14 protein-coding genes and 1 pseudogene are annotated in these 23,297 nt (G+C 72.6%); 14 read left to right on the plus strand and 1 reads right to left on the minus strand.

The genetic code is table 11. The features are described from left to right. Positions 1-17: 17 nt before the first annotated feature. The 8 genes from ABZZ79_RS19820 to ABZZ79_RS19855 all read left to right on the plus strand — a co-directional run bounded on the left by ABZZ79_RS19820 (position 18) and on the right by ABZZ79_RS19855 (position 10,456). Positions 18-5,033, plus strand: a complete 5,016-nt coding sequence (locus ABZZ79_RS19820) for a hypothetical protein (RefSeq protein ID WP_356690405.1) — start codon at positions 18-20, stop codon at positions 5,031-5,033. 124 nt (positions 5,034-5,157) lie between these two features. Next, positions 5,158-5,547 (plus strand): cell division protein SepF, encoded by a 390-nt coding sequence (locus ABZZ79_RS19825; RefSeq protein ID WP_356690407.1) that lies wholly within the window; start codon positions 5,158-5,160, stop codon positions 5,545-5,547. Positions 5,548-5,632: 85 nt separating this feature from the next. Next, on the plus strand, positions 5,633-6,952 hold the full coding sequence (locus ABZZ79_RS19830) for an ATP-binding protein (RefSeq protein ID WP_356690409.1): 1,320 nt from the start codon (positions 5,633-5,635) through the stop codon (positions 6,950-6,952). Further along, entirely contained in the window at positions 6,949-7,281 is a 333-nt protein-coding gene (locus ABZZ79_RS19835) for a nucleotide pyrophosphohydrolase (protein ID WP_356690411.1), read from the plus strand. The genes ABZZ79_RS19830 and ABZZ79_RS19835 overlap by 4 nt, the downstream gene beginning before the upstream one ends. 194 nt (positions 7,282-7,475) lie before the next feature. Then, positions 7,476-7,940: a DUF6099 family protein gene (locus ABZZ79_RS19840; protein WP_356690413.1), complete on the plus strand. Its 465-nt coding sequence runs from the start codon at positions 7,476-7,478 to the stop codon at positions 7,938-7,940. A 262-nt stretch (positions 7,941-8,202) separates the two neighbouring features. Beyond that, entirely contained in the window at positions 8,203-9,552 is a 1,350-nt protein-coding gene (locus ABZZ79_RS19845; RefSeq protein WP_356690415.1) for a cytochrome P450, read from the plus strand. A 190-nt stretch (positions 9,553-9,742) separates the two neighbouring features. Beyond that, positions 9,743-10,165 carry a hypothetical protein gene (locus ABZZ79_RS19850; protein WP_356690417.1) on the plus strand — a complete coding sequence of 141 codons (423 nt, stop codon included), beginning with the start codon at positions 9,743-9,745 and terminating at the stop codon, positions 10,163-10,165. 156 nt (positions 10,166-10,321) lie between these two features. Next, positions 10,322-10,456 carry a hypothetical protein gene (locus tag ABZZ79_RS19855; RefSeq protein WP_356690419.1) on the plus strand — a complete coding sequence of 45 codons (135 nt, stop codon included), beginning with the start codon at positions 10,322-10,324 and terminating at the stop codon, positions 10,454-10,456. A 59-nt stretch (positions 10,457-10,515) separates the two neighbouring features. Here ABZZ79_RS19855 and ABZZ79_RS19860 read toward each other — a convergent pair whose 3' ends face one another. Beyond that, complete coding sequence (locus tag ABZZ79_RS19860; RefSeq protein WP_356690421.1) at positions 10,516-10,938, minus strand: DUF4352 domain-containing protein; 423 nt, start codon at positions 10,936-10,938, stop codon at positions 10,516-10,518. 362 nt (positions 10,939-11,300) lie between these two features. Here ABZZ79_RS19860 and ABZZ79_RS19865 point away from each other — a divergent pair. From ABZZ79_RS19865 to fxsT, 6 genes and pseudogenes are all read left to right on the plus strand, one after another. Then, positions 11,301-11,677, plus strand: a pseudogene (locus ABZZ79_RS19865) (LLM class F420-dependent oxidoreductase); the annotation flags it as partial. A 179-nt stretch (positions 11,678-11,856) separates the two neighbouring features. After that, the gene (locus ABZZ79_RS19870) at positions 11,857-13,314 is read left to right on the plus strand and encodes a 3' terminal RNA ribose 2'-O-methyltransferase Hen1 (RefSeq protein WP_356690423.1); all 1,458 of its coding nucleotides are present in this window, start codon (positions 11,857-11,859) and stop codon (positions 13,312-13,314) included. Then, positions 13,311-15,899 (plus strand): polynucleotide kinase-phosphatase, encoded by a 2,589-nt coding sequence (locus ABZZ79_RS19875; RefSeq protein WP_356690425.1) that lies wholly within the window; start codon positions 13,311-13,313, stop codon positions 15,897-15,899. Before ABZZ79_RS19870 ends, ABZZ79_RS19875 begins: the two co-directional genes overlap by 4 nt. 178 nt (positions 15,900-16,077) lie before the next feature. Beyond that, complete coding sequence (locus ABZZ79_RS19880; RefSeq protein ID WP_356690427.1) at positions 16,078-17,613, plus strand: hypothetical protein; 1,536 nt, start codon at positions 16,078-16,080, stop codon at positions 17,611-17,613. An 11-nt stretch (positions 17,614-17,624) separates the two neighbouring features. Next, positions 17,625-18,701, plus strand: a complete 1,077-nt coding sequence (locus ABZZ79_RS19885) for a MoxR family ATPase (protein WP_356690429.1) — start codon at positions 17,625-17,627, stop codon at positions 18,699-18,701. Next, positions 18,702-23,258: an FxSxx-COOH system tetratricopeptide repeat protein gene (gene fxsT, locus ABZZ79_RS19890; protein ID WP_356690431.1), complete on the plus strand. Its 4,557-nt coding sequence runs from the start codon at positions 18,702-18,704 to the stop codon at positions 23,256-23,258. Positions 23,259-23,297: the final 39 nt, after the last annotated feature.

Genomic DNA, 23,297 nt, shown 5'->3' on the forward strand with positions numbered 1-23,297 from the left:
CGATCGAGGAGGACACCGTGAGCATTGCGGAGGCCGGAACGTACACCGGGCGCCGGGAGAGCGCGCTGGAGTACGAACTGCGCATGGCGCTGCACGCCCTGGCCAGTGCGCTGGCGCCGATACCGGCGGACGTGACCCGCGTCGAGCAACTGCTGCGGACGGTGATCGACCTCGGTGAACGCACGCTGCGCACGGGAGCGCTCCCCGAACGCCCCTTCGAGTACGCCGGTGACCTCCGGCCCGTCGGCGCGGGCGCGCTGCTCGCCGAGTACCTCGACAACGGCAGCACCGAGCTCGCGCCCCTCGTGGCACGGCTGGACAACGGGCTCCTCGGGGAGCTCGCCGGGCTGGTGACCGCCGCGGAGACGCCCCCGAGCACGACCGTGCCCGCCCAGCGCGCGGCCGTGACCGCCGAGGAGGTTCCGCTCCTGCTGGACCCGCTCGACGACTGGTACACCGTCGCCCGTGCCACCGTCGCCTTCGCCGCGCCCGCCACCGCGGCCGCCCGCGGCGCGGAGCGCGCTGTCCGGCCGGCCTGGACCGCGCTGTCGCACTCCGCCGAGGCCGAGGTGGAACGCGCGCTCGCCACCGCCCGCCGGCTGGCCGCCGACGTGGGCCGCGCCCAGCCGCCCGCCGTCAACGTCTCCGTCGACGTGCTCGGCGCGGTCAACCCCTCCCAGGTCGCCCCGCACGCCTGCGCCGCCGCCGTGGCCCTGACCTACCTGGCCCACGAGGGCGGCCTGCCCACCCCCGCCCAGCTCGGCGTGCTGCCGCTGGCCGGCTGCGCAGAGGACGGCGGCTGGACGCCGTACGACCGGGCTGAGCGGGCCGCGACCGCCGCCGCCGAGGCCGGACTGCGCCCTCTGCGGCGCGACGAGCGCGGCTGGCGGCTGGACGGCGACGCCGACAGCGACGCCACCCTGGAGGGCGCGGCCCGGCTGCTGTGGGGCGAGCGCTGGGAGCAGACCCGCCGCCGCTGGGCCCAGGAGACCCTCGACGCCCACCAGTGGAGCCTGCTGCACAGCACGGGGGAGGCAGACGGCGCCTGGCTGCGCGGCGACGGCACCCTGCTGGTCCCCCTGAAACAGGCGGAGTCCCTCGCCGCGCACCTCCGCAAGTGGAACACGGCCCGGGTCATCCAGTCGGGCACCCGCAACAGCGGCAAGAGCGTGTGCGCCCGCCAGCTGGTCACCAGGCTGGAGGCCCTGCAGTGGCAGTCCGTGGTCATCTCGCCTGGGCTGCGCCACCTGCCCACCGACGGCAGTCTGCCCGGCATCGTGCGGGCCGCGCTCATCGCCGCCGACGCGGTGGCCGGACGCCCCACGCTCGTCGTCCTGGAGGACCTGCACCCGCTCAACGACGGCCGGGTCGGTGAGGCCCTGGAGTCCCTCGGCGACCTCAAGGTCGGAGTCCTCGCGCTCACCCGCTACGTCGACGGCGCCACCAGCAACTGGGACAGCAACGGCGTCATCGGATACATGACCCCGCTGCCCGCCGACGAGATCCCCGACTTCGCGCACCGGCTGGTCAGGGCCCACCCCGATGTCTACCAGGCACCCGGCGGCGACGCCGACATCACCCTCGCGGTCGACGCCGCCCAGGGCGACCTGAGCGTCCTGGTCGAGCTGCTGCGCGACGGCGTCGGCGCTGCCCCGAGCCCGGAGACCGGGCGGCGCGAGGCCGCCGCGCGCGTGGTGCGCGGACAGGCCGAACGCGTCTGCGCCGGCCTCGGTGACGAGGCCCGCACCGCCATGTGCCGGCTCGCCGCCGTGTCGATGATGGACGACGGCGTCCCCGTCGCCCACCTGACCGCCGTACCGAAGGACCGGCTCAGCGAGCTCGGCGTCACCGAGTACCGCGGGCTCGCCCGCATCCCCAGCGAGGTGCGCGCGGAGGCCGTCCTCACCTGCGCCGGCGGCGACGGATCCCCCGCCGACCTGCTGCTCTCCCACCTGGAGAGCTATGTGATCGACATCCTCCAGGAGGAGAACGGCCATGAGCGAGTGCGCGCCCTGCTCGCCAACCGCGCCGCCTACGCCCCCGTCCAGCTAGCCCAGTTGCTGGAGCGCGAGCCCGTCCGCCGGGCCCTCGCCGCCTGGGCCGCCGAGGCGCCCGCGCCCACCGCGCTGCGCCTGCTGCGGCTGTGCGGGCGGCACAGCGACCCGGTCTGGATCGGTGAGGCCCTGCCGCCGGTGGTCACCCGGGTCGCCACGACGCCCGGTCTGACCGTGCGCGATCTGACCACCGCGCTGAAGTCGCTGTGGGACCACCAGTACCAGATGCCCGCCACCGAGGTCGCCGACCTGCTCGCCTGGATCGGCCAGGAGCAGGTCGGCGGCCTCGACACCGTCCTCGCCCGGCCCGCCACCGTCCGGGACCGCTACCAGCTCGCCCGCTCCCTGCTGCGCCTGGCCGGCGACGACACCACACCCGTCGGCACCGTCTGCGCCTGGCTGAAGAACCGCGCCGACGCCCTGGTCCGCGGCGCCGACCCACGGCGGCCCGAGGACCTCATCAACATCCGCAAGCTGGACGACCTGATCCACCGCTGGTCCCGGGAGGCGGAGGGCCCCAGCCCCGAACTCGGCACCCAGCTACGCCCGTTGGAGAAGCCGGGCGTGTCGATCCTGGACCACAACAAGCCCACCCGCGACACGCGCCTCGCCGCCGTGCTCGCCTGGATGTCCCTCTACCTGCACTACCGCAGCGCCGACAGCTGGGACGACCTGATCAAGGAGTACGAGGGCCAGCTCAAGGCCGGCCTCGCGCACGCCGACGCGATCCAGATCAGCAGCGCCCTGCACGACCTGGCCCGCAACAACCGCGGCCTGTGCAACCGTCTGCTGAACAACCTCCAGCCCGGCAAGGCGCTGGCGCGGGTGCTGCGCGCCGCGACGCCCGCCGAGGCGGCCATCCTCATCTCCACCGTGCGCAACATCCACGGCGCCACCATCAAGGGCCTGCTGTACCGGGGCGCCGCCGGGGGCAGCCCCACGGCAGACCCCGACCTGGCCCGCGACCTCGCCAAGTCCATCCTCCACCTCAAGGACGGCCGCGGTGCCGGCATGCTGCTCTCCAGCGTCGCCAAGGCCGACGACCTGTACTGCGACACCCGCGACGGCTTCGGCCACCGGCTGGCGACCGAGCTGGGGCCGGAGTTCGCCCGCGAGCTGATGAAGCGCGAGCGCAGGCCCGCGGTCATCTACTACTTCCTGCGCGGCCTGTGGGAGGCCGGCGCCGACTACCGGGGCGAACTGGAGGAGCACGCCCTGGAGCTGGTCGTCTCCAGCATCCAGGCCCAGCGCGGCACGGCCCGCCCGTGGGGTCCGCGCCTGGCGATGCTGCTGATCGAGGACGACTACTTCGGCCAGCGCTTCCTGGAGCGGCTCGCGGAACGCCTCGACACCCGCCTGCTCATCGACCGTATGCGCAACGCCGCGCTCGACCCGCAGAGCATGGTCCACACCCACCGGCTCGGCCTCGCCATCGACCCGGCCATCGGCAGGGAGTTCGCCAAGCGCGTCGAGCTGGACCGGGCCGTGGACAGCAAGGTCCAGTGGAGTGCCGGGGACGTCGCCCAGAAGCTCCAGGTGATGGCGAGCACCCTGCGCGCGGGCGGCCAGCAGGGCGCGGCCACCGTGGTGCTCAAGGTCTTCCGCGAGGTCAACCCGCAGTGGGACTGGGTGCGCAGACTGCACGACGTACGCGGCATCGGCGCGTTCACCACGGGCCTGAGCCAGCTGCGCAAGCTGGCCCCGCACGAGGCCGCGACCGCCGTGAAGGAACTGAGCACCCCCCAGGGCGACCAGGAGATCTCGCACCTGACCGATCTGCTGATCCGCAGTGTCGTCCATCCGCCCATCGCCGCCGACCTGCTGAGCGCGCTGGAGCGCTGTCAGCCGGGGCTGGGCAGGAAGGAGCTGACGTCCCTGCGCGAATCGCGGGGCAGCCGCTGGGCGACCTTCACCGAGATCTTCAAGTTCGGCCAGGACCCCATCACCCAGGGCGACGTCGGTCGCAAGCTGGCCCGGCTCGGCGTGGTGCCGGCCACCGAGCCCAAGGCCTGGATGCGGACCCTGGTCACCGATGTGTGGCACTCCACGCTGCACCTGCTGGCCAGCCCCCGGGCCATCACGGAGATCCTGCTGCTCAGCTACACCTGGCAGGCCCAGTGGGGCGAGCAGCTCGCCGAGACCGTCAATCAGGACCGACTGCTCCGCCGCCTGAGCCTGCGCATGCGGGCCGACCTGCGGGAGCTGCCCGGCCTGGTGACGGGCCTGTGGCTGACCGGCCGCGACGACATCGTGGACGAGATCGTCCGCGACCTGCGCCGCGTGGATCCCTCCATGATCGTCGAGGCGATGGGCCTCAACGACTCCGGACGCCTGCTCAAGTCCCTGCGCCACGCCCAGCAGCCGGTGGACTTCCTGCTCCCCGCCGTGGGCCGGCTGCTGGACCGCACGCTCAGGCGCCCGCTCGCCGTCGACGCCGAGGCGCACTGGATGCACATCGGCTGGGCCGCTCAGGCGCTCGCCGACTGCGGCGGACAGCAGTACCTGCCGCGCACCGAGCCCGCGCTGCGCCCCAACACCACCGCCTACCCCGCCGCGGTCGCCTGGGCCACGGCCTGGCTGCCGCGCACCGAGTGGTCCGCCGCCGCGGCCGCCGAGGCGCTGGACGCCTTCGCCCGCGAGGGCACCGCGCACTGGCACTCCCGGGACGCCTGCATGGCCCTGATCACGGCGGCCCGGCTGGGCCGGATCCCCGCCGCCGAGCCCCTCGCCACGCACTGGCTCACGGCCACGGACGCGGGCCCCGAGCTGATCACCCTGCTGTGCCGGGAGGCGGACACCACTCCCGCCGTCACCGCCCACCTCAGGACCGTCCGGGTCTCCGCCCGCCTGCGCGACCTGGTCAAGGCACCCGGTGTGTCCACCCACACCGCCTACGAGGAACTGAAGAAGGAGATCAAGCGCCTCTGCCCGCCGCCCCCCGCCCCGACTCCGGGTCCGCGACCGGGACTCGGGCTGTGAGCCAGGGCCGCTGAGCCAGGCACCCGTTCGGTCGCCGACCGTGTCGCTGTTGGGCCGAACGGGTGACTTGGCGTAAGAATTGGCCGGTGCAGGAGATGAGTGCGAGTCAGATCGGGGTGAGCCGGTGAACAGCCACGACGTCACCGATGAACAGTGGGAAGGGCTCGCCCAGGTCGTGCCTCTGCGTGGCCGCGACGCGTGGCCGTCGTCGGTGGGCCACCGTGCCCTGCCGGAGGCGGTGACCGAGACCCGGCGCCGTTTCGTGGTGCTGCGGGTCAACGTCTTCGCGGACGCCCGTGAGGTCGCCGAGACCCTGATGGCCGGAATCCCGGTGCTGCTCGACCTCACCGGCGCGGAGGCCGAGACCGCCAAGCGCGTCCTCGACTTCAGCACCGGCGTCGTCTTCGGCCTGTCCAGCGGGATGCACCGGGTGGACCGCAATGTGTTCCTGCTGACGCCGCCCGGCACCGAGGTGCAGGGGCTGATGGCGAGCGCGGGGGTGCCGGGCGTGTGACGCCGGTGCCCCCGTCGTCGCCCGATCGTAGGAAGGTCGCCCGGGTGGAACGGTTCGCCTGACGGCGGAGCCATACGGTCCGGATATGGCCGTACCCCCCGCGTCCCCCTCCCTCCCGCCGTCCCGTACGGCGCGCTCCCGCCCCGAGACCGTCCCGCTGCCCCGCGACGCGGGCCCGGACGGGGGCATCACTCCTGCCGCGCGGGAGACGCCGCCCGAAGAGGGCGGCGGCCGCGGTGCGCCGCCGCGCGGGCCGGCACCCGGGCCCGCCCCCTCGCGCGCCGAGCGCCAGGACCTACGGCCCCGGCTCACCGAGCTGCGGCTGTCCGCGTTCGCCGGGCACCGGGGCGCCGGGTTCCCGCTCGGCCCGTGCACGCTGTTCGCCGGGCCCAGCGGGAGCGGCAAGACCACCGCGCTGCGGGCGTACGAGGCGCTGGCCCGGCTCGGGGGCGGGGCCGGGCTGTACGACGTGTTCCCCGACCCGCCGTCATGTGTGCCGGAACGGGCCCGGCCCGACGTCCAGGGACGGCGCGGGTTCCGCATCGGCTGCACGGCCGACGGCCCGCAGGGCCCGGTCCGGCTCGACGTCGCCGTGCAGGCGGAGCCCGAGCTGCGCGTCGTGGGGGAGCGGCTGAGCGCCGACGGGGTCGTGCTGCTCCAGACCGCCCTGCGCGACCCCGGCAGGCCCGTCGTGCACGCCGCCTGGCACACCGCGGGCAGCGCGCCCGTCACCCGGGCCCCACTGCCCGACGACCGGCTCGGCACCGCCCTGCTCCCGCTGCGCGTGGCGGGCAGGACGGACGGGCAGCGCCGTGTGCTGGCCGCCGTGGAGCAGATGGTCGTGGCCCTGCGCTCGGTCTTCCCCTGCGACCCTTGGCCCGGCCGGATGCGCGAGCCCGTGCCGAACGGGTCCGGGCGGCTGCTGCCCGGCTGCGACAACCTCGCCGACGTGCTGTGGCGCACCCGCGCCGAGTGCGGCCTGCGGCACGCGCGGTTCGTCGCGGCCGCCCGGGCCGGCTGCGCCGGACCCGTGCTGGACGTCCTCGCCGAACCCGACGGCCGGGGGACGGTCCGGGCCCTGCTGGACCGGGGCGCGGGGTCGCGCACGGAGCTCGGCCGGCTGGGCGACGGCGAACTGCGCTACCTCGCCCTCGCGCTGGTGCTGCTCACCGGGCCCGGCGTGCTGGACGTCGACCCGCCGGGCGAGGTGCCCGACGCGATGCGCGCGCTCACCGTGCTGGCCGACGGCTTCGACCGGTCGCTCGACCCCCGTCAGCGGACCGAGCTGGTCCGGCTCGCCGTACGGACGTCCGAGCAGGGGCACATCCGGTGCGTCGGCGCGGTCGGCGACGCGTCCTGGGCGGCGGGGGTGCCCGGCGTGACAGTGGTACACCTGGACAGGTGACAGACGATCAGCGGCCGGACCTGGCCGGACTCCAGCGCAGGCTCGCCGAGTTCGCGGCCGCGCGCGACTGGCAGCGGTACCACACCCCCAAGAACCTGGTCGCCGCGCTCAGCGTCGAGGCCTCCGAACTGGTGGAGATCTTCCAGTGGTTGACGCCGGAGGAGTCGGCCCGGGTGATGGACGACCCCGACACCGCGCACCGCGTCACCGACGAGGTGGCCGATGTGCTGGCGTATCTGCTCCAGCTGTGCGAGGTGCTCGGTGTCGACCTGCTCGCGGCCCTGGACGCGAAGATCGACCGCAACGAGCGCCGCTTCCCGGCGCCTTGAGGGCCCCTCATCCGCTGAGGAAATCACTCCGCTTTCACTCTCCGCAGTCAAAATTCGGCCTGAATCCGAATTGGTGTCCACAGATTTCCGTCTTCCTCTGGCTTTTCGTCGCATGCACCCTCACTCTGGGTAGTGAGCAAAGGAGTTCGGGCGGGCGGGTGCGGAGCACGCGTCCGGACAGACGGGGGCAGCGCATGGACGCGGTGCGGCTCATTCTGACGAGCAGGCGCGCCCTGGCGGGGAGCGGCGAGGTGCGCCAGATCATGGTGGAGGTGTGGCAGGCACAGTCACTGGCCCAGGCCATCGGCAGCCGCCTGGCCGTCTTCGGTCCGCCCCGGCTGCGGGGCGAGGCCCTGGGCCTGACCGAACTGGCGGGCCGCGGCTGCGGAGTCCTGGGCCAGCCGGAACTGGGCCCGGGTGAACTGCGCGCCGCCCAGCTGACCGACCTGGGCGACGCCCGCCAGGCCCTCCTCGGCCTGGGCGGCCTCCTCGGCGAGGTGGGCATCGCCCTGGTGGGCGTCGCCAGCACGGCCGCGGACGAGGGCACGTACTGGCAGTGCATGGAGGCGATCGACGCGGCGGACGAATCGAGAGACCGGGTGCTGGAGATGCTCAGACGCCTGGCGGACGGCGAGGAGGCCCTGGCGGCGATGTCCTAGACGGTTTCGTTTGGATCATCGGGCGGGCCGGAGGAAGATGCCGGCGATGTGGAGTCCGGCCCAGGTAGATCGTGGCTGTCTTCGCATAGCGGGTGGCGATGACTCGCCCAGTTCCTGTCATGACTGAGGACGTGACAACACGCCCCATGCGGTCTCACGATGGCCCGCACGTCGTAATCTGCGACCAGGCGCACGAGCGTCGCCCTGAACACCCGCTCCCGGTCCGCCCCCTGGACCGTGCCCCAGGAGTAAGTAAGCCATCATGGACGCCAACACCCCCGATGCGGTGCCCCCGCCCGGATGCCCCGCCCACGCCGCCGGCGGGCGGATACCCCTGTACGGGCCGGAGTTCGCGGCCGACCCGCACGCGTACTACACCTACCTGCGGCACTACGGCCCGACCGCACCCGTCGAACTCGCCCCGGGCGTCGACGCCACACTCGTTACCGACTACGCGACAGCGCTGCGCCTGCTCCAGGACAACGGCGCCTTCCGTAAGGACGCGCGCCGCTGGCGGGCCTTCAACGAGGGGCTGATCCCGCCGGACAGCCCCGTCGTACCGCTGCTCGCGTACCGCCCCAACGCCATGTTCAGCGACGGCGTCGAGCACCTGCGGCTGCGACAGGCCATCACCGACACTTTGGCACGCGTAGACACACGCCGGCTGGCCCGCAGCACCGAACAGATCTCGGACTACCTGATCTCCCAGTTCGGCTCCCGCGGCTCCGTCGACCTGATGGCCGACTACGCCAAGCAGCTTCCGCTGTTCGTCTTCAACGAACTCTTCGGCTGCCCTGCGGACATCGGCGACCGCATCCTGTTCGGCATCTCCGGAATGTTCGACGGCATCAACGCCGAACGGGCCGCCGAGGTGCTTTTCGGCGCCGTCGGCGAACTCGTGGCTCTCAAACGCAGCCGCCCCGGCGACGACGTCACCTCGTGGCTGATGCAGCATGAGGCACGGCTGACCGACGAGGAGATGGTCTACCAGCTCGCGCTGCTCCTCGGGGCAGGCGCCGATCCGCTGCGCAGCCTGATCGGCAACACCCTGCACCGCATCCTCACTCACGACGAGTACGCCCACCAGGGCGGACTGATCGACGAGGCGCTGGACGACACCCTGTGGGAGAACCCCCCGGTGCCGAACCTCGCGGCCCATTACCCCGCCACGGACATGGAGTTCGCCGGGCACAAGTTCCAGGCGGGCGACCTGATCATGGTCAGCTTCGCCGCCGCCAACACCAGCCCGGCACTGACCACCGCACGGCAATCCGGCAGCAACCGGTCACACTTGGCATGGAGCGCGGGCCCGCACGCCTGCCCCTCGAAGGACCCCGCCCGGCAGATCACCATGGCTGCCGTCGAGAACCTCCTCAACAAGATCCCCGACGTCGAACCCGCCGTTCCCGAGAACAGCCTGACGTGGCGCCCCGGGCCCTTCCTCCGCGGCCTCACAGCCTTCCCGGCCCGCTTCACCCCACTCCCGCCCCCCGACCGGGTACACGCCCCGGGCCAGGCACCCGCGGGAGAGCACACCGAACAGCCCGGCACCGTACACAAGCCCGAGGGCACAGGCCGGTGGAGCCAGTTCCTGAACTGGCTCGCGGGGTGACGCGCGCAACAAGCCGCGGACACCCGATACCCGAGTAGCGGACCGAACCCGCCGGTGCGACTGCGGGAAACGGACCGCGCACGATTGCGACCGTTCGCCGCAGCCCCCAGCGCAACCCGACGTCACAGACCGCAGGAAGCTGCCCGCCCCGTGGGGGCGGGCAGCTTCCTGCATCATTCGGAGGTACGCAATGATCCGCCAGGAAACAGCCTGGGTCCTCTTCAGCGCCGGCCTGATCTTCATAGCGTCACTGATACTCGGGGTATGGAAATGGCAGCAGTCGATCTCGTCCCCGGACGGAACGGCACACCGCTACGTCAACGTCGCGCATAACGCCGGACTGATGTACTCCTTCGCGACGTCGGCCATCGTCGCACCGCTTGTCCAGTTCTCCGATTGGCCGTCCGCAGTGAACATCACCGCCGCCACAGCGGTCATCGGCATGTTCACTTTGACCATCTCGAACTACGTGCGGCTCGGAATTCAGGCCCGCACCGACAACCAGATGCGCGACCTGAAGCCCAGCCTGCGCGGTGTACGCGAAGCACTGATCATCGGCGAGATCGGCGGCACCGCTGTCCTGCTGGCCGGGTTCGCTTCAGCCCAGCTGTAGGCAATCGGAACGGCCGAGCCGGAGTCTGCGGTATGGGCCTGGCGGTGGCTCTCGTCGCCCGGCGGAGGGCCCGGCAGTGGCCGACCTGATGCCGCGGGCGGGAAGCGATCACTCGCCGGCGGGAAGCGATCTTCCCGCAAGGTCGACGGTTTCACCGTGGCCCCGCGGACGGAGAGCCTCGCGGTCGGTGAGCGACAGCTCTTCGGCCCGCTCGATGTCCAGGAGTACGGCGGACAGCTCCAGATCGACGTGGACAACGCGGAGCTGAAGCTCACACCGATCAAGATCTGATCTCACGGACACAGGGCCCCGGCGCGGAGGACGACTCCCGCGACCGGGGCTGAGTCACGTCATGCGGGAAGTTCGACCTTGAACGCGGCCTCCGCGTACGGCACGTCCGTCCCGACGTAGCTCACCGTTCCTCCGTCACCGACATCGAGGATCAGCTTCCCCGTGACGGACTGGCCCGGCTTGTACGTGGTGTCGATGCTCTGCCCCTCGCCGACGCCCTCCAGCGTGGAGGCGTCCTGCGCGGCCGTGTCGGCGCTTTCCCACCGCATCATGTCGTAGGTCATGACGTCGCCCAGTCCCTTGCCCACGTTCTTGATCGTGAGCGTCAGCTCGACGTACCGCCCGTTCTTCGGCTTGACGGATGTGTCCGGCGTGACTTCCTTCGCGCTGACGACGGTCACTTGCAGCTTCGTCGTCTCGCGGTAGTTCTCGCCGAACCTCTCGCCGACCCCGAACGTCCCCGTTTCGCCGACCTTGAGCACCGGAACCGGGGTGGACGGGGGCGCTTCTTGCGGCGCCTCCTCTGTCGTCTCGACGACCACCGGATCCGCTGAGGCGGAAAGCTCCGGCGCAGCATCCGCGGAACCCCCGTCGGACGAGCATCCCGTGAGCAGTAAAGCGGACAGCAGTACGGCCGGCACGCGGGCACGGCGTATGTAGGTGCGCACAGCGCAACCCCCCCATGAGTCAGTGGCTCTCCCTTGCCACGCGGAGCCACAGCGTAAGACACGCATGCACCACCAGGAGGCGCTGTGACGTGGCATGGCAGCACGCGTTGAGCGTGCCTCCCTGAGAACTGGGCGCTCGTCAGGCTCCGTGTCCTGCGTAGGGACAAGGGTGTCTGCCAAGCCTGGCCGCCCGGTACGCGGACGAGTTCAACATGCCGTTCAGCTCGGTGGCGGACACCGAGCGCCAGTCGGCCGGGTCCGGGCCGCCGCCGAGGCCGCGGGCCGCAAGGGCGACGACCTCGTCTGCTCCACCGCCCTCGTCGTCTGCGTCGGCAAGGACGAGAAGGAGATCGCCCGCCGGGCCGCCGCGGTCGGCCGCGAGGTCGACGAACCGCGGACCAACGGCCTGGCAGGCTCCCCGGCCGAGGTCGTCGACAAGATCGGCCGTTACGCCGCGGTCGGCTCCAGCCGCATCTACCTCCAGGTGCTCGACCTGCACGACCTGGACCACCTGGAGCTGATCGCCTCCCAGGTGCAGTCGCAGCTGTCGTAACCCCCCCGAGAGGCACCGCCGGCCGGCCCGAAAACCGCCCCGGAATAACCGAAGGCGCCGGTCACAGCCCTGTGCGACAGTAGAGCGGTCGTCCTGCCGAGCCCCCAGGATCACCGTGTCCCGGGGGCTTCGGCACGTACGGCACCACGCACTGTCCACCGGCCTGAGAGGCCCCGCCCATGTTCCTGACGATCACCACCACCGGCACGGCCGAACGCCCCGCCACCGACCTCGGGTTCCTGCTGCACAAGCATCCCGACAACGCGCAGGCGTTCTCCACGTCCTACGGCACCGCGCACGTCCTCTACCCCGAGGCGAGCGCGCAGCGCTGCACGGCCGCGCTGCTGCTGGAGGTCGACACGGTGGCGCTGGTCCGCAGGGGCAAGGGCCGGGGCGGCGCGCCCGACGCGGCGCTCGCCCAGTACGTCAACGACCGCCCGTACGCGGCGTCCTCGCTGCTCGCGGTAGCGCTGAGCGCCGTCTTCTCCAGCGCCATGCGGGGGGTGTGCCACGCCCGCCCGGAGCTGCCGGAGCAGCCGCGGCCGCTCAGGATCGAGGTGCCCGCACTGCCCGCCCGGGGTGGCCCGGATCTCGTGCGCAAGCTGTTCGAGCCGCTCGGCTGGACCGTCACGGCCGATCCGATCGCCCTGGACAGCGAGTTCCCGCAGTGGGGCGACTCGCGCTACGTCAGCCTCGTGCTGGAGTCGGAGTCGCTGACCCTGGCCGACGCCCTGCGGCAGCTGTACGTCCTGCTGCCGGTGCTCGACGACGCCAAGCACTACTGGGTCGCCCCGGACGAGGTCGACAAGCTGCTGCGGGTCGGCGAGGGCTGGCTGCCCGGCCACCCCGAGCACAAGCTGATCACCAGCCGCTATCTCGCGCGCCGCTGGTCCCTGACCCGGCAGGCGCTGGAACGGCTGGAACTGGTCCGGCTGGCCGAGGCCGACGACAGCGAGGTCGAGGACCTGGACAACGCCGTGGAGGCGGAGACCGGGGAGGAAGAGGAGCGGCCGACCCCGCTCGCCGTGCAGCGCCGGGAGGCGATCCTCGACCGGCTGCGCGCCTGCGGCGCCACCCGGGTGCTCGATCTCGGCTGCGGACAGGGCCAGTTGGTGCAGGCACTGCTCAAGGACGTGCGCTTCACGGAGATCGTCGGCGTGGACGTGTCCATGCGGGCGCTCACCATCGCCTCCCGGCGGCTGAAGCTGGACCGCATGGGCGAGCGCCAGGCCGCCCGCGTGCGGCTGATGCAGGGCTCGCTCGCCTACACCGACAGCCGGCTCAAGGGCTACGACGCCGCCGTGCTCAGCGAGGTCGTCGAGCACCTCGACCTGCCCCGGCTGCCCGCCCTGGAGTACGCGGTGTTCGGCGCCGCCCGGCCCAGGACCGTGCTCGTCACCACGCCCAACGTCGAGTACAACGTGCGCTGGGAGACCCTTCCGGCGGGGCACACGCGCCACGCCGACCACCGCTTCGAGTGGACCCGCGAGGAGTTCCGCGCCTGGGCGGCCGCGGTCGCCGAACGGTACGGCTACGACGTGGAGTTCACCCCCGTGGGACCCGACGACCCCGAGGTGGGGCCGCCCACCCAGATGGCCGTGTTCACGCTCGCGGGCAAGGAGGAGAAGGCTGCATGAACGAGACGCACGAGTCCCGCCCCCAGGGACGCACCCTGCCCGTCACCGACCTCTCCCTCGTCGTGCTCGTCGGCGCCTCCGGTTCGGGCAAGTCCACCTTCGCCCGGCGCCACTTCAAGCCGACCGAGGTGATCTCCTCCGACTTCTGCCGGGGCCTGGTCTGCGACGACGAGAACGACCAGAGCGCCACCAAGGACGCCTTCGACGTCCTGCACTACATCGCGGGCAAGCGCCTCGCGGCCGGCCGCCGCACGGTCGTGGACGCCACCAGCGTCCAGTCGGACTCCCGCAAGCAGTTGATCGCCCTGGCACGGCAGTACGACGTGCTGCCCGTCGCGATCGTGCTCGACGTGCCGGAGGACGTGTGCGCCGAACGCAACGCGGTCCGCACCGACCGCGCGGACATGCCGCGCCGGGTCATCCAGCGGCACGTGCGCGAACTGCGCCGCTCCGTACGGCACCTGGAGCGCGAGGGCTTCCGCAAGGTGCACGTCCTGCGGGGCGTCGAGGAGGTCGAGCACGCCACCGTCGTCACCGAGAAGCGCTTCAACGACCTCACCCACCTCACCGGCCCCTTCGACATCGTCGGCGACATCCACGGCTGCTCCGCCGAACTGGAGTCCCTGCTCGCCAGGCTGGGCTACGTCGACGGAGCGCACCCGGACGGCCGCACGGCCGTGTTCGTCGGCGACCTCGTCGACCGCGGCCCGGACAGCCCGGGTGTGCTGCGCCGGGTGATGTCCATGGTCAAGGCGGGCAACGCGCTCTGCGTGCCGGGCAACCACGAGAACAAGTACGGCCGTCACCTCAAGGGCCGCAAGGTCCAGCAGACGCACGGACTCGCCGAGACGGTCGAGCAGATGGCGGGGGAGAGCGAGGAGTTCAAGGCCGAGGTACGTGAGTTCATCGACGGGCTCGTCAGCCACTACGTCCTCGACGGCGGACGCCTGGTGGTCTGCCACGCCGGTCTGCCGGAGAAGTACCACGGCCGCACCTCGGGCCGGGTGCGCTCGCACGCGCTGTACGGCGAGACGACCGGCGAGACCGACGAGTTCGGGCTGCCCGTGCGCTACCCGTGGGCGGAGGACTACCGGGGCCGCGCGGCCGTGGTCTACGGCCACACCCCGGTGCCGCAGGCCTCCTGGCTGAACAACACCATCTGCCTGGACACCGGCGCGGTGTTCGGCGGCAAGCTGACCGCACTGCGCTGGCCGGAGCGGGAACTGGTCGACGTACCGGCCGAGAAGGTCTGGTACGAGCCGGCCAGGCCGCTTCGGTCGGAGGCGCCCGGCGGACACGACGGGCGGCCGCTGGACCTGGCGGACGTGAACGGGCGGCGGGTCGTCGAGACCCGGCACCAGGGGCGGATCACCGTCCGCGAGGAGAACGCGGCCGCGGCCCTGGAGGTCATGAGCCGGTTCGCGGTCGACCCGCGGCTGCTGCCGTACCTGCCGCCGACCATGGCCCCGACCCCCACGAGCCAGGTGGAGGGCTACCTGGAGCACCCGGCGGAGGCCTTCGCGAGTTACGCGGCGGACGGTGTCGAGCGGGTCGTGTGCGAGGAGAAGCACATGGGCTCGCGCGCGGTGGTGCTGGTGTGCCGGGACGCGGAGGCGGCCCGGGAGCGGTTCGGAGCAGGGGGCACCTCCCGCTCGGGCGGAGCCGAGAGCGGGGGAGGGCCGACCGGCGCGCTGTACACCCGCACCGGACGGCCGTTCCTCGACGACGAGTCGATGACCGAGGAGATCCTCGGCCGGGTGCGGACCGCGATCGGCGAGGCCGGGCTGTGGGACGAACTCGCCACCGACTGGCTGCTGCTGGACGCCGAGCTGATGCCGTGGTCGCTGAAGGCCTCCGCGCTGCTGAAGTCGCAGTACGCGGCCGTCGGTGCCGCCTCCTCGGCCGTCTTCCCCGGCGCGCTGGCCGCGCTGGAGGGCGCGGCGGAGCGCGGGGTCGATGTGAGCGGGCTGCTGGCCCGGCAGCGTGAACGCGCCGCGGACGCGTCCGCGTTCACGGCGGCCTACCGCCGCTACTGCTGGACCACCGACGGCCTGGACGGCGTCCAACTGGCGCCCTTCCAGATCCTCGCGGTCCAGGGACGCAGCCTGGCCGGGCTTCCGCACGATCAGCAACTGGCGCTGCTGGACCGCCTGGTGGAGCACGACGGCACGGGTCTGCTCCGCACGACCCGGCGGCTGTACGTCGACACCGGCGACGCGGAGTCGGTGGCGGCGGGCATCGACTGGTGGCTGGAGATGACCGGGCGCGGCGGCGAGGGCATGGTCGTCAAGCCGGTCGGCGCGTTGGTCCGCGACGGCAAGGGCCGGCTGGTGCAGCCCGGAGTGAAGTGCCGTGGCCGCGAGTACCTGCGGATCATCTACGGTCCGGAGTACACCCGCCCCGACAACCTCGCCCGGCTGCGCCAGCGGTTCCTGAACCACAAGCGCTCGCTCGCGATCCGCGAGTACGCGCTCGGTCTGGAGGCGCTGGACCGGCTGGCCGATGGCGAGCCGCTGTGGCGGGTGCACGAGGCGGTGTTCGGGGTGCTGTCCCTGGAGTCGGAGCCGGTCGACCCCCGGCTGTGAGCCGGACCGCTCCGGGTGCGACACCCCGGAGCGATCGATTCCGGCCAGGGGCGTCCGGTACCGGACGCCCCTGGCCGGGACCCGGCCCCGCGATCTCCTGAGTACCTGGTTAACCGCTGGTTGCCGTGCTAACTTCGCTGGTCGGTCAGGCAGGTGTACCGACTCAGGGGGAAAGTCGGTGGAGACAGGTGCGTGGACCGGCGACCCCGAGGGCGGCGCCGGGCAGAACCCGGGCTGGGAGCTGCTGTTAGGGCTGACCGACGCGCTCTGCCCACTGGGCTGCATGGAGGACGCGCCGGGGCGGGTCCAGTTCGCCGCGATGCTGGCGGACCAGTTGCAGCGGCCGGTGGACCTGCGGGGCGTCAGGCTCCGCGAGGACGTGGTGGCCATGGTGCGCACCGCGCTGAGCGTGCCGGGCGGCGAGCACGTACTCGTCGGCGTGGTCCGCATCCTCGAAGGAAGCACCGCCGGTGACGAACTCGACCGTCTGCTCGCACCGGTGGCGTTACCGGCGGCCGGCACCGACATCCTGGCCGGGCCGCTGACCCAGGCCGAGGAGGCCGAGGCGCGCGCCGTCCTGATCCGCGGGGACCTGCCTGCCCGTCGGCTGCGGGACGACCTCGTCGACGAACTCAACGGCCTCGACCTGCCCACCGGACTGACCCCCGAACAACTCCTCGCCCACGTGCTGGAATGGAACACCCAGCCGGACGGACTGCCGCCCGCCGTACTGCTCGTGGACCGGGCCGCCCGCCTCGCCCGCTCCCGCACCCACGGCCTCGCCCTGTCCGAGTGGGTCGACGAATGGACCCAACGCGCCGGACTCGCACGTGAGTTGAAGGAACGTCGCAGCGCCCGTCCCGACACGCCGTCCGACCCCGACGTCCCGCGCTGCCTCCTCGTCGCCGTGGAGCCGGCCCGGGACGGCAGCGGCGAGATCGTGGTGCGCTCCTGGCTCAACACCACGCAGGGCCGCTGGGACCCCCAGCCGGCCGAGCCGGCCACCACCACCCTGGAGGGCCTGGGCGGTGCCGTGGAGAGCGCGCTGCGCCAGGGCGCCCGGCTCTGGTCGGTGCCGAGTGAGCCGGACGCCGGAGAGCGCCTCCAGCCCCCGCCGTACGTGGAGTTCGCCCTTCCGTACGACCTGCTGAACCACGATGTGGCGGGCCTGAACCACCAGATCGGCGACGGGCGTCCGCTGCCGCTCGGACTGAAGTACGCAGTCCATCTGCGCAGCCTCGAACGCATGCGCACCGACGATGCCGTGGTGCTCCAGCAGTGGCGGGAACGCTGGTTCGCGCTGCGGCGGCACGGCGTCACCGTGCACGGCTGGAGCGAACCGGACGCGGCGCGTCCCGACGCATGGCAGACCGCCCTCGCCGGGGAGTCATCGAGAACGGCGGTGGTGCTGGACGCGCCGACGGACGTCGCGGCGCTGGAAGCGCTCAAGGCCGCCATCGCCGAGGGCATCGGCCTCGCGGTGTGGGACCGGCGGGGTGTGTTCGACGACGAGCGCCGAGAGGTGGTGACCGCAGTGTTCGCGTCCGTGCAGACCCCCGCGCAGATCCCGCTCGCCATCCACCGGCTCAGGGCCAACGCGGTGCTGCACGCCAAGGGGCCGGGCCGGTTCCTCGGCCGACATATCGGATTTCTCTGGGATGATCCCACTCGGGTCGTCGATCTTCATCCGGCCGACCCGGACCTCGCCAGCTAGGAGGCAACGGCATGAGTGCGCAGGAGCAGACGGTCGTGAACGGCTGGCGGGTGTTCCACGCCACCGGCCGAGCACCGGACGCCGCGCCACAGCTGCCCGAGGCGCCGCCCTGGCGGCGGTTCCGCGGCGGCCCGCCCCAGCCCGCCCCACCCGACGACCCCGCGGCCGCGCTGCGCCGCCTGGGCCCCGGCGACGTCACCCCGCAGCTCGGGGCGGACGACATCGACACCGTCAACGCGGCCCTGCTGCTGCGCAGACCACTGCTGATCACCGGAGCGCCCGGCCTCGGCAAGTCCACCCTCGGCTACGTCATCGCGCGCGAACTCGGGCTGGGCCGGGTCCTGGAGTGGAACGTCGTCAGCCGCACCGCCCTGCGCGACGGTCTCTACGTCCACGACGCCATGGGCCGCGCCCAGGCCATCGCCGCCTGGCAGGCCGGAGTGCGCCACGGGACCGCCGAGGCGCCCGCCGCGGCCGTCGACACCCCCGCTACCTCGGCCGACCCCCAACTCCCGCCGGTTCTCGGAGACTTCATCACATTGGGTCCCCTGGGCACCGCTCTGCTGCCCTACGATCGTCCCCGGGTGCTTCTTGTCGACGAGCTCGACAAGAGCGACATCGACCTGCCGAACGACCTGTTGCACGTCCTGGAGAACGGAAGCTATGAGATCCCCGAGCTGGTGCGTGACGCCGCGAGCACCGCGCGCGTTCACACCAGCGACCCGGGGGGCCACGCCGAACTGGCCGACGGACGGGTCGAATGCCGGGAGTTCCCGGTCGTGGTGATCACCAGCAACGGCGAACGCGAGTTCCCGGCCGCCTTCCGCAGGCGATGCCTGCCGCTGGAACTGCGCACGCCCACCCGTGAGCAGCTTCTGGCCATGGTCGAGGGCCATCTCGGTAACCTCCCACAGGCGGCCGGGGAGCTGGTCGACCTGTTCGTGCAGCGGGTCCAGGCGGGCGGCACCCACTCCCTGGACCAGTTGCTGAACGCTGTGCAGATGACTACAGCGGGTGGTTTCCAGGTGGACGGCGCCGGGCGTAAACTCGTGGAAATGCTCCTCCGCGACCTCGCGAAGGGCCGCTGAATGACGTTCAGGGAGCACGCATCCGGGCTCGGTGACGAAGGTCCCGTTTCGGGGTCGTCGTCGCCCGCTTCGGCATTGCCCGAAGCAGGCACGCACACACGTGCGCACGGTGCGCCGCTCCCTGCCGCCCTTGAGTCCAACGGGCGGGCGCTGGAAGGCACTTACCCCCTCGCCGCCGAGGCCGAGGAGCGGTTCGCCCCGCACTGGCAGGAGATCGCCGACGCGGTCTGGCTCGCCGCACACTGGAGCCGCGACGGCGGCCCGGCCGCACCCGGTGCACGGGCGGGCGGCACGGAGGACCCCGCCGCCCGCCCCCGGCCGGACCGCGAGAGCACCCCCTCGCAGCCGCCCGCCGAGCCGTCCTCCGACTCCGCCGCCGCCCGGGACACCGAGCCCGCCGCCCCGGACGCGGACACACCGCCCGTAGGGCAGCTCCGGCCCGCCGCGGACCGCCCCGCCGCACCGTCGGCCCTGCGCCTCGCCGGACCCGGTGAACGCGGCGTCCCCGCCCAGCTGTTACCCCACCCCGAAGGCCCCTACAGCCTGCATGTCGCGCGGCCCCTGCTGCCCGCCGACGAACCCGGCAGACCCGGACCCGGCCGCGCCACGGCCCTGATGGCCCGCGCCCTGCACCGCCTGGCCCGGCGCATCCCCTCACGCGACACCCTGGAACTGGACGAGGAGACCACCGCCGAACAGGGAGTCGTGGACGGCATGTGGATGCCCTTCCTGCGTCCCGCCCGCACCTCGGCCTTCGACCTCGTCCTCCTCGCCGACGCGGCCCCCACCATGCGGATCTGGGAGGACACCGTCACCCGGCTCGCCGAGGCCGCCGAGCACAGCGGCGCCTTCCGGGCCGTGCGCACCGTACGGGTGGACGTGCCGCGCACCGGCACCGCCACCCTTCGCTGGCCCACCGGCCGGGCCGCCGCCGACCCCGGTGAACTCCTCGACGGACGCGGCGGCCGGGTCTTCCTCGTCGTCACCGACGGACTGGGCCACGGCTGGACCGCCCCCGCCGCCGACGACCTGCTCGGCCGCCTCGCCCACGCCGGGCCCACCGCCCTGGTCCATCTGCTCCCGCCGCACCTGCGCCACCGCTCCTCGCTCCACCCCTACCCCGCGGTCCTGGAGGCCGGCGGCTTCGGCGCCGCCAACCAGGGACTCGGACACTGGGCGCCACCCGGTGGCCCCGACCCGCTGCGCCCCCTGCCCGAGGCGGGCGACGGTTCCGTACCGGTGCCCGTGCTGTCCCTCAAGCCGGGCTCCCTCGCGGCCTGGGCCGACGTGGTCACCGGCGACCGCGGAGTGCGCCGCTCCCTGCCCGTCGTCCTGGCCGGCACCCTCACCAAGGGCGCGCCCGCGCCCGGTCTGCGCGCCCCGCGCTTCCCGCGCGCCGCTCCCGCGGCCGTCCGCCGCTTCTTCACCCTCGCCACTCCCGCCGCGCGCCGCCTCGCCACCCAACTGGCGACCATCCCCTTCGAGTTCGACCTCGTCGAGCAGTTGCGGCGACGCACCATGCCGGAGACCGGGCCGGGGCACCTCGCCGAGATCCTGATGGGCGGACTGATCGACTGGAACAGCGGCGGCGAGGGACGCCCGGAGTTCGCCGACGGCGTCCGGGAGGCGCTGCTCGCCACCACCACCCGCAGCCAACTGGCCCGCACCGTAAGCGTGGTGGGCGATCTGCCGGCCGCCGGAGCGCGCGGTGTCGCCCTGCGCGCCGCCCTGCGCGACCCGGACGGGACGACGCTGCCCGACCCCGCCGAGCTCGGCTGGGCCCGCAGCGAGCTCGCCGTCATGCGCGCCCTGTCGGGGCCCTACTCCGAACGCGCCAAACGCATCGAACCGAACCTCGCCACGCGAACGACCGGCACCGGTGCCGCCGAGCGGGTGAACCGCGCGGGCGGCACGGACCCATCCGGCGGCGGAGACGGCAGTGTGCCAGCGTCGAGCGTCCCCGAGGAGCCTGGAGAACCACCCGTGCTGGTAACCGACGCCACCCAACCCGAAGCCCCGGAGGCTGAGCCGCTCATGACGAGCACCACGTCCACAACGCCGGCCCTGCTGGTCAACGTGCCCCTCAGGAACACGTCGTTCGTCGGGCGCCAGGGGTTGCTCAGGGCGGTGGAGGAACAGCTCGCCTCCCAGGACACCGCGGCCGTGCTGCCGAACGCGCTGCACGGTCTCGGCGGCGTCGGCAAGTCCCAGCTCGCGCTGGAGTACGTCTACACCCACCAGCACGACTACCGCGTGATCTGCTGGATCCCGGCCGAGCGCGAGAGCCTCATCCTGGCCGCGCTCGCCACCCTGGCGGCCCAGCTGGGCGTCGCCCCCTCCGCACAGGACACCATCGGCGCCCCCGCCGCGAACACCGCCGTGCCCGCCGTCCTGGAGGCCCTGCGCACCGGCGCTCCGTACGACAACTGGCTGCTGGTCTTCGACAACGCCGAGGACGTCGACGCGGTACGCCAGTTCTTCCCGACCAACGGGCCCGGCAAGGTCATCGTCACCTCCCGGAACCGGGCCTGGGAGCGGGTGGCGACCTCCCTGCCGGTGAACGTCTTCGAACGCGACGAGTCCGTCGAGCTGCTCCAGAAGCGCTCGCCCGACCTGAGCGCCGAGGAGGCGGGCCGGCTCGCCGACGCGCTGGGCGACCTTCCGCTCGCCGTCGAGCAGGCGGGCGCCTGGCGGGCAGTCACCGGCATGCAGGTCGACGAGTACCTCGACCTGCTCGCCCAGCGCAGCCCCGAGATCCTCGAACTCGACCCTTCGCCGGACTACCCGGTCTCCGTCGCCGCCGCCTGGGACATCTCCCTGGGGCGCATCCAGGCCAACAACCCGGGCGCCCGGCAGCTTCTCGACATCTGCGCCAGCATGGCCCCCGAGCCCATCCCGCGGTCGATGCTGCGCGGCAGCCGCGGGGTGAACATCACGCCCGACGTCGACCCGCTGCTGCGCGAGTCGATCAAACTGAACCGCGCCATCCGCGACCTCAACCAGTTCTCGCTGGTCAGGGTCGACCCCCGGTCCGACACCCTCCAGATGCACCGCCTGCTGCAGACGGTGCTGCTGGCCAAGCTGGAGGCCGAGGAGCGGGAGGCGATGAGAGACGCGGCCCACCAGCTGCTGTCGGCCGCGAAGCCGGGTCCGCCGGGCTCCTCGCTGGAGTGGCGCGCCTACCAGGCGCTGCTGCCGCACGTCCTCACGTCGCAGGCGGTGACCAGCGGCGACACCTATGTGCGTGACATGCTCTTCGACACCGTGTGGTTCCTCTACTTCTGGGGAGACCACGAAGGTGCCGCGCGTCTGGCCCGGCAGGCCTGGAACGCCTGGCTCGCCGCGTCCGGCGAGGAGAACGTCCACGTCATCCGGATGACCAAGGCCTTCGCGTTCCTGCTGCGTCAGATCGGCCAGGTGCCCGAGTCCATCCCGCTGACCGAGAAGGCGCTGGAGACCTCGCGCCGCATCGAGGTCGAGCCGGAGGAGATGATCGACTCTCTGTGCGAGATGGCCGACGCCCATGGCTACCAGGGCCGTTTCCAGGAGGGACGCGACCTGACCGCGGAGGCCAGGAACCTGGCCCGGTCCCTGTTCGGCCCCGACGACCCGCTGACCCTGCGGGCCACCCACTCCTACGGCCGTGACCTGCGGCTGTGCGGGGCGTTCCGGGAGGCCCTGCCGCTCGACCAGGAGAACGCCCGGCAGCGCGACCTGCTCTTCGGCCCGGCCAGCTTCCTCACCCTGAACACCCTCAACGCGCAGTCGATCGACATGCGGGAATCAGGCGACTACCCCGGCTCCCGCGACTTCCAGGAGGACGTGCACCGCAGGGCCCGTGCCGCCCTGGGCGAGGAGCATCCGCTCACCCTGCGCATCGCCCGCAACCTCGCGGTGTGCCGACGCCGTGACGGGGCGCTGGAGGACGCCCGCAAGCTCTCCGAGGAGACGCTGCGCCGGTTCAACCACCGCTACGGGCCTGACCACTTCGACTCGATGGCGACGGCCGCGAACCTCTCGGTCGACCAGCGCCTGGCCGGAGAACTGGAGGCATCCCGCGACCTGGCCCAGGTCACGGTGCGGCGCTTCGAGCAGCGCCTCGGGGAGAACCACGCGTACACCCTGCTGACCAAGGCCAATCTGGCCGCCACGATGCGGGCGCTCGGCGCGCTGGACAGCGCGCAGGAGCTGGAGGACGACGCGGCCCGCCGACTGGCCGACACGGTCGGCGCCCGGCACGTCACCGCGCTCACCGTCGCGATCGGCCAGGCCAACACGGCCTCGGCGCGGCTGGACTTCGAGCTGGCCCGGGAGATCGACGAGGCCAACCTGGCGCTGCTCCCGGGGGTCGCGGGGGAGCGGCATCCGCTGACCCTGGCGTGCACGTCCAACCTCGCCCTGGACCTGCGCGGCCTGGGCCGGGGCGAGGAGGCGGACGAGCTTCAGCGCACGGCGGTGGAGGGCTTCTCAGGGGTGGTCCGCGGCGACCATCCGTGGTTCAACGCGGTGCGCACGCGGCGCCGTATCGAGTGCGACATGGCGCCCATGCCGCTCTAGTGCCGTCATGGACGGGCCGGGCCGCGCCTCGCGCGGCCC

The sequence above is a fragment of the Streptomyces sp. NPDC006458 genome, assembly GCF_040612135.1.
GTDB lineage: Bacteria > Actinomycetota > Actinomycetes > Streptomycetales > Streptomycetaceae > Streptomyces.

Excerpts from the sequence above, each read along its gene's own strand:
- ABZZ79_RS19840 (WP_356690413.1), top strand. The coding sequence starts at position 7,476 with ATGGACGCGGTGCGGCTCATTCTGACGAGCAGGCGCGCCCTGGCGGGG.
- ABZZ79_RS19850 (WP_356690417.1), top strand. The coding sequence starts at position 9,743 with ATGATCCGCCAGGAAACAGCCTGGGTCCTCTTCAGCGCCGGCCTGATC.
- ABZZ79_RS19875 (WP_356690425.1), top strand. The coding sequence starts at position 13,311 with ATGAACGAGACGCACGAGTCCCGCCCCCAGGGACGCACCCTGCCCGTC.
- ABZZ79_RS19870 (WP_356690423.1), top strand. The coding sequence starts at position 11,857 with ATGTTCCTGACGATCACCACCACCGGCACGGCCGAACGCCCCGCCACC.
- ABZZ79_RS19830 (WP_356690409.1), top strand. The coding sequence starts at position 5,633 with ATGGCCGTACCCCCCGCGTCCCCCTCCCTCCCGCCGTCCCGTACGGCG.
- fxsT (WP_356690431.1), top strand. The coding sequence starts at position 18,702 with ATGACGTTCAGGGAGCACGCATCCGGGCTCGGTGACGAAGGTCCCGTT.
- ABZZ79_RS19885 (WP_356690429.1), top strand. The coding sequence starts at position 17,625 with ATGAGTGCGCAGGAGCAGACGGTCGTGAACGGCTGGCGGGTGTTCCAC.
- ABZZ79_RS19845 (WP_356690415.1), top strand. The coding sequence starts at position 8,203 with ATGGACGCCAACACCCCCGATGCGGTGCCCCCGCCCGGATGCCCCGCC.